Annotated in this window: 9 protein-coding genes; 8 read left to right on the forward strand and 1 reads right to left on the reverse strand. The window is 36.9% G+C overall.

Annotation, left to right across the window (positions count from 1 at the left end):
* Positions 1-10: 10 nt before the first annotated feature.
* Complete coding sequence (locus ACRX5O_RS13820) at positions 11-949, reverse strand: COX15/CtaA family protein (RefSeq protein WP_433906477.1); 939 nt, start codon at positions 947-949, stop codon at positions 11-13.
* A gap of 627 nt (positions 950-1,576) precedes the next feature.
* Here ACRX5O_RS13820 and cyoE point away from each other — a divergent pair.
* The 8 genes from cyoE to ACRX5O_RS13860 all read left to right on the forward strand — a co-directional run bounded on the left by cyoE (position 1,577) and on the right by ACRX5O_RS13860 (position 9,354).
* A complete protein-coding gene (cyoE, locus tag ACRX5O_RS13825; RefSeq protein WP_119707410.1) occupies positions 1,577-2,509 on the forward strand; it encodes a heme o synthase in 933 nt (310 codons plus the stop codon).
* A 119-nt stretch (positions 2,510-2,628) separates the two neighbouring features.
* Entirely contained in the window at positions 2,629-3,699 is a 1,071-nt protein-coding gene (coxB, locus tag ACRX5O_RS13830; RefSeq protein ID WP_433906478.1) for a cytochrome c oxidase subunit II, read from the forward strand.
* 31 nt (positions 3,700-3,730) lie between these two features.
* Positions 3,731-5,599: a cytochrome c oxidase subunit I gene (gene ctaD, locus ACRX5O_RS13835; protein ID WP_433906479.1), complete on the forward strand. Its 1,869-nt coding sequence runs from the start codon at positions 3,731-3,733 to the stop codon at positions 5,597-5,599.
* On the forward strand, positions 5,599-6,228 hold the full coding sequence (locus ACRX5O_RS13840; RefSeq protein ID WP_119707413.1) for a cytochrome (ubi)quinol oxidase subunit III: 630 nt from the start codon (positions 5,599-5,601) through the stop codon (positions 6,226-6,228). The genes ctaD and ACRX5O_RS13840 overlap by 1 nt, the downstream gene beginning before the upstream one ends.
* Positions 6,229-6,232: 4 nt before the next feature.
* Complete coding sequence (ctaF, locus tag ACRX5O_RS13845) at positions 6,233-6,568, forward strand: cytochrome c oxidase subunit IVB (protein WP_433906480.1); 336 nt, start codon at positions 6,233-6,235, stop codon at positions 6,566-6,568.
* Positions 6,569-6,701: 133 nt separating this feature from the next.
* Positions 6,702-7,607 carry a cytochrome c oxidase assembly factor CtaG gene (gene ctaG, locus ACRX5O_RS13850; protein WP_433906481.1) on the forward strand — a complete coding sequence of 302 codons (906 nt, stop codon included), beginning with the start codon at positions 6,702-6,704 and terminating at the stop codon, positions 7,605-7,607.
* A gap of 25 nt (positions 7,608-7,632) precedes the next feature.
* The gene (locus ACRX5O_RS13855) at positions 7,633-8,100 is read left to right on the forward strand and encodes a DUF420 domain-containing protein (RefSeq protein ID WP_433906482.1); all 468 of its coding nucleotides are present in this window, start codon (positions 7,633-7,635) and stop codon (positions 8,098-8,100) included.
* 81 nt (positions 8,101-8,181) lie between these two features.
* Positions 8,182-9,354, forward strand: a complete 1,173-nt coding sequence (locus ACRX5O_RS13860; RefSeq protein WP_433906483.1) for a GNAT family N-acetyltransferase — start codon at positions 8,182-8,184, stop codon at positions 9,352-9,354.
* Positions 9,355-9,486 lie beyond the last annotated feature (132 nt).

Genomic DNA, 9,486 nt, shown 5'->3' on the forward strand with positions numbered 1-9,486 from the left:
ACACCTTTTTTTATAGTGCGTGATCATTTTTTTTGTTAAGAGCAATCTGATTCTTTTTACTTCGAGTAACGAGAAGGATAAAATAGCTTAATACCCCGAATAAGCAAGAGATAAAAAATGCGTGAGCTAAGGCGACCGTTAAGTTAAGTCGAGTAAAAACGATTAAGGCTCCAGTCATTACTTGGAGTGAAACTAGAATAAACGCTATCGTCCAACCCCAAACAATAACCTTCTCATGTTTGTAATGTTTATAAGCTAATAGAGTAATGTAGCCAATCCAAAGAAAAATTAACCCAGCTGCAAATCTGTGCCCCATCTGTACCCATTCATAAAAATTAGTGGGTAAGCCTATTGTGTTATTCAAACAGAATGGCCAGTCTCTACATACTAGGCTAGCATTCACATGCCTCACTAGAGCGCCAGTGTAAACGACTACATAACTGTATACGCTAACTCCGATAATGTGCTTACGCAAACGTGAATCAATGATTAATTTATGAGCTTCAAAACGCTTGTCTATCTCAAAAATAAGGAGTGTTAAAAGTAAGACAGCAGCGAATGAAATCAAAGAGATACCAAAATGTAAAGCTAGTACAAAATCTGATTGTCCCCAAACAACAGCGGCAGCACCGATTAATCCTTGTAATACGAGGAAGAAAAAAGATAATGCTGATAAAAATTTTGTCTCACGGATATGACCAATCGTTTTCCAAGACCATATGGATAATACCAATACCATTAAGCCGACAACGCCAGAAACAACACGGTGAGCAAGTTCAATAATTAACTCAAGTGATATGTCAGTTGGGATAAGTTGACCATTACATAAAGGCCAAGAACGACCACAACCCATTCCAGACTCTGTTTTTGTAACAAGAGCTCCTCCTAATAGGATGAATAACATACCAATCGTTGTAAGGACAGAAAACCATTTCAAGGCTCTGTTCAAAAAAATCACCTTCTCATCCAAGTTCATAAATTTGTCATAAGTTTCTATTGACATGTATAATGAACAGTATAATAATAACCACATTTTAATATATCTTTATCATAACGAATTAGTAGTAAAAAAAATAGAAGTTAATATGAGAAATACTGCATTTTTGATACTACACAATCTACCGAGTTTTTACAATATATATTGTGTATTTAACACTATGAGTGAATTGGAAACTAATAGGTTGTTTTTAAAATATAATTCTACGGATGGTAGGAATACATATTAGAGTTTGTTTTAAAGGAATTATGCAATCGATCAACTGCGAAAATGTTATTTTAACAAAGTAAATGTCCTGTTTTACGAAACAAAACAGGACACAAATAATTCAAAAATAATTCAAAAAAAGTTCACAAAAATGGAGCGAAGTATGATTTAATAGATTGAGGAAATGTTATTTTTCTACACAAATATTTAACATTATTTCCACTATTAAGATAATGAAAACTATTGGCAGAATATTGACTAAAATCAGTGATAGCCGTTTTTCATTACAATATAGCGTTAAAGCTAATAATGTACTATAGTTATTGTAGTGTCGTGAGACCAGATTTGTGTACAGGGAAAGGAGGAGAGGAAATGGCGGGTTCAAGATCAATAAGTGAAGCAACGATAAACGGTGATGATAACGGCATTGAGATACCAAAGACAAATGCATGGAAGGATTTCCTTGCTTTGATTAAAATTGGTATCGTAAACTCCAACTTAATTACTACCTTTACTGGACTTTGGTTAGCGCTTCACTTTGGAGAGAAAAGCTTCTTATCAAATCTAGATATTGTTTTTTATACGTTAATTGGATCTTCGCTCATTATAGCAGGATCCTGTGCCATAAATAACTACATTGATAGAGATATTGATCCTCTAATGGAACGCACAAAGGATAGACCAACAGTAACGGGAAACATTCAGCCACGAAAAGTAATTATAATGGGGTTAACCCTTATTACAATAGGTACTATTTTTCTTGCGTTAACAACAATAACAGCTGTTGTTATTGGACTTGTAGGAGTGTTTAGCTATGTTGTACTTTATACGATGTGGTCTAAACGCCAACTTGTTTCAAATACCATCATAGGAAGTATATCGGGTGCCGTACCACCACTGATTGGTTGGTCAGCGGTTGATGGAGATTTGAGTATCATGGCATGGAGTTTATTCTTAATTATGTTTGCATGGCAACCACCTCATTTTTATGCACTAGCGATGAGAAGGGTAGAAGAATATAGAGCTGCTAGCATTCCTATGTTACCAGTTGTAAAAGGATTCGAAACAACAAAAAAGCATATCATTTTATGGATTGTTGCGTTGTTGCCGCTTCCATTCTTACTGACTAGCTTAGGGATACCATTCCTAATTTTAGCGTCAGCATTAAATGTTGGATGGTTAGTTACTGGTTTATATGGCTATAAGAAAAAGGACGATATGAAATGGGCAAAGATCATGTTTGTCTATTCACTACAATATCTAACTATTCTTTTTGTAGCTATGGTAATTGTCACACTAATATAAAATATGTTTGTTAGAAAAACCTTTCCCTCCTGTCTGAGGGAAAGGTTGTCTATAAATTTTTTTACTGATCAAACATTTCAGGGAAGAAATATTTTACGAAAGAGGGGTTTGATTAAGCTATGAAAAGGCTTGCGAAATGGCGAATGATTTCAATATTTGCAATCATAACGCTACTGCTTTCCGGATGTGGTGAACCGTTCTTGTCAACGCTACAGCCAGCCGGTGAGGTTGCTAAAGAGCAATTTGATTTAATGATGTTATCCGTGGCGATAATGGTAGGGGTAATTATCGTCGTAACCTTGATCTTCGCGATCGTGGTTGTAAAATTCCGCCGCAGGGATAATAACATTCCAAAACAGGTGGAAGGTAGTCATAAGCTAGAAATCATTTGGACTGTTATCCCAATTATTCTACTTCTTATTCTTGCTGTTCCAACAGTAGCTTCTACATTTAAGTTTGCGGATGTATCAGAGATGGATAAGAAAAATGAAGAGGGTAAAACGGATGCACTAGTAATTAATGTCCGCGCTAACCTTTATTGGTGGGAATTTGAGTATCCAAACGAAGAAATTATTACAAGTCAGGACCTAGTTGTTCCTACAGGACAAAAGGTGTACTTTAACTTAAAGGCATCTGATGTAAAGCACTCTTTCTGGATTCCTGCTGTTGGTGGGAAAATGGATACAAACACTGACAACGTGAACAGATTTTATTTGCAATTCGATGAACAAAAAGCAAACGAGGCTGGAGATTTATTTTACGGGAAATGTGCGGAGCTTTGCGGACCTTCTCACGCTCTAATGGACTTTAAAGTTAAAGCGATTTCACCAGATGAGTTTGACCAATGGGTTGCTGATATGCAATCTGTCAAGGAACCTGAATCGGCTGAAACGCCTCTAGCACAACAAGGTCAAGAAGTCTTTAATAACAGCTGTATTGGCTGTCATGCTGTGACACCAGCAACCGGTGCTCCAGAAGCTGCACGTCTAGGACCAAATTTAACAAACTTTGGTGAAAGATCTCGTATTGCAGGGGTATTAGACCATTCAGAAGAGGAACTTAAAAACTGGATTTCTGATCCTGAGGCGTATAAGCCAGGGAACAAAATGACAAATGCATACAACAAATTAACTCCAGAAGAATTAGATGCTGTAGCAGAATACTTAATGAACTTAAAGGTACAGGATTAATAGGGGACTTTGTTAAAAGGGAGGTAGAATTGTGAGTACCTATGCTCAGAAAAAGGGGTTCGGAGCGACTGTTTGGGATTACTTAACTACAGTAGACCATAAAAAGATCGCTATCCTTTACTTAATTGCTGGTGGACTTTTCTTCGTTTTAGGTGGTCTAGAAGCAATGTTTATTCGTATCCAGCTTGCAGTACCAAACAATGATTTTGTAAGCGCTGGATTATATAACGAGATTTTAACAATGCATGGAACAACAATGATTTTCTTAGCAGCCATGCCACTGTTATTTGGTTTTATGAATGCCATCATGCCACTACAAATCGGAGCACGTGACGTTGCGTTTCCATTTGTAAATGCACTTGGCTTCTGGTTATTCTTTTTTGGTGGTATCTTCTTAAACCTATCTTGGTTCTTAGGTGGTGCACCAGATGCTGGTTGGACTTCATATGCATCTCTATCGATGGCATCTGAAGGGCACGGGATTGATTTTTATGCATTAGGATTACAGATCTCTGGTGCGGGTACGTTAATGGGGGGGATTAACTTCCTTGTTACGATTATCAATATGCGTGCACCTGGGATGACTTATATGAGAATGCCATTGTTTACATGGTCTACATTCGTGGCATCAGCACTTATCCTATTTGCTTTTCCTCCACTTACCGTGGGACTGTTCTTGCTGATTTTTGACCGTATGTTCGGTTCAAACTTCTTTGATGTTGCAAATGGAGGAAATACCGTCATTTGGGAGCATTTATTCTGGATCTTCGGACATCCAGAGGTTTATATTTTAGTATTACCGGCTTTCGGTATTTTCTCGGAAATTTTTGCTACTTTTTCGAGAAAACGTCTATTCGGATACTCATCTATGGTGTTCGCTACAGTTCTAATTGGATTTTTAGGATTCATGGTTTGGGCTCACCATATGTTCACAACTGGATTAGGTCCAATTGCTAATGCAATCTTTGCCGTTGCAACAATGGCAATTGCTGTTCCAACGGGTATTAAAATCTTTAACTGGCTCTTCACGATGTGGGGAGGAAGCATCAAGTTCACAACACCTATGCTTTATGCAGTAGCATTTATTCCATCTTTCGTAGGTGGAGGGGTAACAGGGGTTATGCTTGCTTCAGCAGCAGCTGACTACCAATACCATGATTCTTATTTCGTAGTTGCCCATTTCCACTATGTTATCGTTGGTGGAGTTGTATTTGGCCTTTTAGCAGCGACTCATTTCTATTGGCCAAAAATGTTTGGAACAATGTTAAACGAAACATTAGGGAAGATCACTTTCTGGTTATTCTTAATTGGATTCCACTTAACATTCTTTATTCAGCATTTCCTAGGATTAATGGGGATGCCAAGACGTATCTTCACATTCTTACCTAACCAAGGTTTGGATGCTGGGAACTTAATCAGTACGATTGGTGCATTCTTTATGGCGATTGCTACATTAATTCTGTTAATTAACATTGTGATCACAAGCGTGAAAAATCAAAAGGTTGGAAATGATCCATGGGAAGATGGACGTACACTTGAGTGGGCAATTCCATCACCACCACCTTTCTATAACTTTAAACAGCTTCCGCTTGTTCGTGGATTAGATCCACTATGGATTGAAAAAATGGAAGGCAAAAAGGGTATGACACCTGCTGAGCCGCTTGGTGACATCCATATGCCAAACAATTCATTTAACCCATTTATGATTTCACTTGGATTATTTGTAGCCGCGTTTGGTGCACTTTACCGTGAAGATTATAATTGGGGTGTAATGGTTCTTATCGCAGGAATGGGCATTACGTTATTATCAATGTTCGTGCGTTCTGTTAAGGATGACCATGGCTTCCATATTCACAAGGAAGATCTATTAAATGATGATGATAAGGGGGGGAAGGCATAATGCATGTAGAAGATAAGTTTACTGCTGAAACATGGCCTGCCGCACCTGAAAAGCAAACCCTTGAAGGAAAAAATAAATTTTTAGGTTTTTGGTTATTTCTAGGCGGAGAGACTGTTCTCTTTGCATCACTTTTTGCAACTTACTTAGCATTAAAGGATAAGGTTCCGAATGCTGAACACGCACTAGCAAAGGATCTTTTTGAATTGCCACTCGTATTTGTGGCAACGATGTTACTTTTAACTAGTTCGTTAACAAGTGTATATGCAATGTACCATATGAAAAACTTCAATTTCAAAAAGATGCAGCTATGGTTAGGTTTAACAGTGCTGCTAGGACTTGCATTCTTGCTTCTTGAAATTTACGAGTTCAATCACTATGTACATGAGTTTCATCATACATTTACAAGTAGTGCATTTGGATCTGCTTTTTATACGCTTGTTGGATTCCACGGAGGTCACGTTGCTTTCGGTCTTCTATGGATTGTCACTTTAATGGTGAGAAATGCAAAGCGTGGGTTAGATTTGTACAATGCTCCAAAGTTTTATGTTGCAAGTCTTTACTGGCACTTTATTGACGTAGTGTGGGTATTTATCTTCACGGTAGTATATTTAATGGGAATGGTGGGATAAACTGATGGGAAGTGAACAAACACATTCAGGTAACCCTAGAGTAGACATTGAATATCGTAAAAAGAAAAGTGCAGAGGAAATGCGCTATCAAATCGTATCATTTTCTATGATGATCTTTTTGACTTTTGTAGCATTTATTGCTGTAGGCTATGGTGATTTTTCGACATGGTTTATCGTTCCTTTCATTCTTTTGCTAGCTGTCGTGCAAGTAGTCTTTCAATTATATTACTTCATGCATATGAGTCATAAGGGACATGAAGCACCAGCGCTTTTCCTATATTCAGGTTTATTAGTTGGGTTAATAACAATATTAGCTTTTATGACCATTATTTGGTGGTAATTGAGTGAAAGAAAATCGGCCTCTTGAGCCGATTTTCTTTTTTGCACTAAATAAAGGAAAACCTCATTCATTGTAGTATTCATTACAAATCAGGTATAATATAACTGACTTAAAAATAACGAGGTGATCGTCATTGTCGCTTGATATATTTGGTTTTAGGGCATTATGGAGTCCATTTTTCCTTATCCTTTTACTTGTGATTTTAGCTAGCTATTTTCTCTTAACTACGAAGTACCGAACTCTTTTTCAACAATCTGAAGCATTAACGAGAAAACAATGGATCAGCTTTGCTTCAGCTATGATACTCTTGTATGTGGTGAAGGGTTCTCCCATTGATTTGCTGGGGCATATAATGTTTTATGTTCATATGATCCAGATGGCAATTCTATACTTAGTGATTCCTATTCTATTTATTTATGGAATTCCTCCATGGATTTGGAGATCTGTACTATCTAGACCAATCATTAAACCATTGTTTGCATTTTTCACAAAACCTCTAATTGCACTTATTCTTTTTAATGGAGTGTTCTCTTTTTACCACGTTCCTAATATTTTTGATATTGTAAAAACAGATATGTGGTTGCACGCTATCTATACTTCGGTATTATTTTTATTAGCGATTTGTATGTGGTGGCCACTAGTGAACGAGTTAGAAGAGTATGAAACATTAAACGGGTTAAAAAAGGTAGGTTATATTTTTGCTGATGGAATTTTGTTAACTCCAGCATGTGCATTAATTATCTTTGCAGATACACCGATGTATTCTACTTTTTCTGATCCCAACGCATGGGCAAGCGCACTTGAATTATGCGTTCCATCAACGACACTAGCTTCTTTAAATTTAAGTGGGCCAGAGATGTTTAATTCGATGTCACTTCTTGAGGATCAACAAACGGGCGGAGTGTTAATGAAAGTAATCCAAGAGGTTGTGTACGGAGTGATCTTAGCACAGGTGTTCTTTGCTTGGTTCAAAAAGGAACAAACGATTGATGAGTTACCTACAAGTCAAACCAGCTTTCAACCAGAACCTACTAAATAAAATAAGTTATTAAGAGGAGAAACAAATGGAGTTCACATTACCTATTTTACCTACTATTAGTACAACTTTTATTGTGCTAAGTGGTTTAACTGTTGCCATTGGATGGTGGCAAATCAAGCAACGTAAAATACAGGCCCATCAAAAAACGATGTTTTTAGCAGCTATATTTGCTATTATCTTCTTTATCATCTATGCTAGCCGAACTATTTTTATTGGTAACACAGCGTTTGGTGGACCAGATGATATTAAAATTTACTATACAATCTTTTTGATCTTCCATATTACGTTGGCGACTGTTGGAGCAGTATTAGGGATCATTTCGTTGTATACAGGCTATAAAAAGCAACTAGAAAAGCATAGAAAACTTGGACCAATCACAAGCATTGTGTGGTTTTTTACAGCTATTACAGGAGTAGTGGTTTACCTGCTATTATACGTTTTTTACCATGGAGGAGAAACTACTTCAGTCATCAAAGCAATCCTAGGGATCTAATGAAGCAAAAAAGCGCTACAAGTAATTGTGGCGCTTTTTTTTGAATAAGTTATACAGAAGTTGTGATAAGGGGTGGGAATGATGGAATTTGTTGTGTTAACAGAAAAAGATTATGAAGAAGCCATGAAATTGTCAATGTATGCTTTTCAATACAAGGTAAACGAGGAAGATATACCTAAAAGAAAACAAATGTTAAAATCACACGATATTCTTGCAGTCAAAGATGAACAAAAGCTTGTTGCAAAATTACATATAATCCCATTTTATATTTATATAAATGATCAAAAGTTTCAAATGGGAGGCATTGCTGGAGTTTCAACGTATCCAGAATACCGTCGACACGGCTATGTGAAACAACTCATTACTGACGCATTAAAACATATGAATCAGAAACAGCAATACATCTCCTTTCTCCACCCTTTTGATGTTCACTTTTACCGTAGATTTGGTTGGGGTATTTTTACAGATAACAAAAAAGTAACGATTGAGAAAAAAGATTTGGTTATGTTGCCTTCCTGCCAAGGGAAAGTTTTAAGGGACATTCCTGAGCATGAAAGAGGACAAATTGAAAAAGTATATGAGTCCTTTGCATCATCTCATAGTGGTATGCTTGTTCGTACACAAGAATGGTGGAACGACCATGTATACAGCGAGGATCATATGGCTGCATATGTGAATGACAATGGTGAGTACGAAGGTTACCTCGTATATTCAGTGAAAAATAAAGAGTTGGAAGTCATTGAAATCATTACTGGTACTCATCAGGCAGCGATTGGTCTGTGGAATTTTATCTGTCAACATGACTCCATGCTAGATAAGGTAGTAGTAACCACTTCGACTCATGACTTATTCCCGTACTATCTAAAACAACCAAAACAAAAGACTGATGTCCACCCATATTTTATGGCTAGAATTGTTAATGTAGAAGAGTTCCTAAAATCCTACTCTTTTCAGTCAACTGGTGAAAAGGTATTTATTCATGTGAATGATGAATACTGTACATGGAATGTTGGTTCGTATTTACTTGGCGATGATTCTATAACTGCTTACAAGGAGAAAGAAGGAAGTGTCTGTGCTCATCCACCTAAGGTAGGGTTGCAAATGGGCATAGGAACATTGTCTACGCTTTTGTTAGGATACAAAACTGCTGAAGAGTTGTATCACCTTGGCGAAATTACAGGAAGCTTAGATGATATAAAGAAGCTAGAAAGGAAAATTCCAAGATTACGTCCATTTTTTCCTGATTTCTTTTAATGCTTATAAAAAGCGCAGACTTCACTAATATGAAGACTGCGCTTTTTTAAATTTTAGCTATGTTAAACAATAATGTTGATTTTTAATATAAACGAGGGGACTCCAGTATTTAGGAGTTCCCTTGTTAGTTCA

Origin of the sequence: Robertmurraya mesotrionivorans, assembly GCF_050971805.1 — a bacterium.
Classification (GTDB): Bacteria; Bacillota; Bacilli; order Bacillales; family Cytobacillaceae; genus Robertmurraya_A.

Bases quoted from the DNA above. Each gene is read 5' to 3' on its own strand.
- coxB (WP_433906478.1), top strand. From the start codon at position 2,629: ATGAAAAGGCTTGCGAAATGGCGAATGATTTCAATATTTGCAATCATA.
- ACRX5O_RS13855 (WP_433906482.1), top strand. From the start codon at position 7,633: ATGGAGTTCACATTACCTATTTTACCTACTATTAGTACAACTTTTATT.
- ACRX5O_RS13840 (WP_119707413.1), top strand. From the start codon at position 5,599: ATGCATGTAGAAGATAAGTTTACTGCTGAAACATGGCCTGCCGCACCT.
- ctaF (WP_433906480.1), top strand. From the start codon at position 6,233: ATGGGAAGTGAACAAACACATTCAGGTAACCCTAGAGTAGACATTGAA.
- cyoE (WP_119707410.1), top strand. From the start codon at position 1,577: ATGGCGGGTTCAAGATCAATAAGTGAAGCAACGATAAACGGTGATGAT.
- ACRX5O_RS13860 (WP_433906483.1), top strand. From the start codon at position 8,182: ATGGAATTTGTTGTGTTAACAGAAAAAGATTATGAAGAAGCCATGAAA.